This window comes from Acidiplasma cupricumulans, assembly GCF_001402935.1.
Classification (GTDB): Archaea; Thermoplasmatota; Thermoplasmata; order Thermoplasmatales; family Thermoplasmataceae; genus Acidiplasma; species Acidiplasma aeolicum.
The window spans coordinates 1-1,774 of sequence record NZ_LKBH01000224.1; the positions used below are offsets into that span (position 1 = coordinate 1).

At 35.5% G+C, this 1,774-nt stretch carries 1 protein-coding gene; it reads left to right on the forward strand.

The window, feature by feature from the left end:
- Window positions 1-121 precede the first annotated feature (121 nt).
- The gene (locus tag AOG55_RS06485) at window positions 122-1,720 is read left to right on the forward strand and encodes a B12-binding domain-containing radical SAM protein (RefSeq protein WP_048101264.1); all 1,599 of its coding nucleotides are present in this window, start codon (window positions 122-124) and stop codon (window positions 1,718-1,720) included.
- Window positions 1,721-1,774 lie beyond the last annotated feature (54 nt).

The window sequence follows — 1,774 nt, forward strand, 5'->3', positions numbered from 1 at the left end:
TAAATTATGGGACTAAGCTATTTTATATAAAATATTCAGGTATAAACTCTTCATTAAATAAGTATTTTGTGTATATTTAATGATTAAGAAAAGTATTTAAATTGTTAATTCATTTTTTAATATGGCATTTAAGGCATTATTCATAAGGCCTAGCAATGCAACTGGCAGTGCATATATGACAAAATGGGGATTTCTTCCCGCACCGCTGGGCCTTTTAGACCTTGCTGGAGAAATATTACGGATACCTGAAGCAGAGGTTAAAATTATAGATATGGAGGGTGATAATCTTACACTGGATGATGTTGTTTCAGCCTCAGTAAATTATAAACCAGACCTTGTTGGAATAACACTGCACGCAACTGCCGCACATAACAATGCAGGATATATAGCCAGAAAAATTAAGGAAAGTTTACCTGATACGGTTATGGTTGCAGGCGGGCATCATGCAACATTTCTTCCTGTAGAAATCATAAATTCTGGTTTTGACATTTCAGTTCTTGGTGAGGGTGATGAAACAATTTATGATATAGCCATGGCCATAATTAATCACCACGATTTTTCCACTGTTAAGGGAATTTATTACAGAAATGGTAATAGAATATTAAAAACTGAACCCAGGGAACTAATATCGGATCTTGACTCATTGCCATATCCACCACTGGAGCTCCTGGACAGCAGTAAATATACATTTAAGGTATATGGTGAGCATGAAAAGGTTATGTGCCTTGAAACCTCACGTGGATGCCCATATGCATGTGATTTCTGCTCTGTAACTCCCACATGGGGAAATAAGTGGCGCAATAAATCAAATGACCGCATCATAGAGGAGATGAAGAGGGCCAAAAGGGCAGGGTACACATGGATATTTTTTACAGATGATATCTTCATAGTCTTCCCAAATGTTAAGCAGCGTGAGGAGTTATTTAAAAGAATAATAGAAGAAAAAATAGATATGAAGTGGATAGTTCAAATGCGTGCTGATGTCACATCAAAAAATCCTGAATTAATTAAACTTGCAGCAGAGGCTGGCATGGGTATATCATTCCTGGGTGTTGAATCCGGAAGCAAGGAAATTCTTAAAAAAATGCATAAGGGTGAGTTTACACCGCAGTCGGTGGATGCTGTAAGGATACTGTCCCAGAATAATATAGTTGTTCTGGTGGGTATGATGATAGGTGCACCATATGAGAGGTTAAGGGATGCCATATCAACCGTGAGGTTTTCCAGAAAGCTTGGAAGGGCTGGTGCAGATGCCGTTCAATTTTCAATATACACCCCATTGCCAGGAACAAGGATATTCGATAATGCACTAAAAAATAATGAATTGTTTACACTTGACTGGGACAGGTATGATGTTTTAACTCCCGTAATGAAAACAAAGGTTGGCCCTGTTCTGGACCAGATTATACAGTTCTATGCATCATATTCATTTTATATTTATAAATTTATTATAGGAAAGATACGTAATGACAGGCTCGGCGGGATTAAGAAAAAATTAATAGATAATGGAACACAGTTCATATTAAAAATGATGCCGGTATATCTGAGGGATTTTTTTTCCTTTCCAAGGTTTTTATTTAGAACCTATGATCTTTATTCATATGGAAGGAAAAAAATGAAAATTTCACAGGAAAGGATTAAGGAAATTCTTGAAACTTCCAATAAAATAGTCTATGCAAACAAACAGAAAAACCCATATTTTATGATTAAAAATAAATAACCATCTTTAATTTTTTAATCCACCCTCAATGATTTGATATTGTTATTTATTATA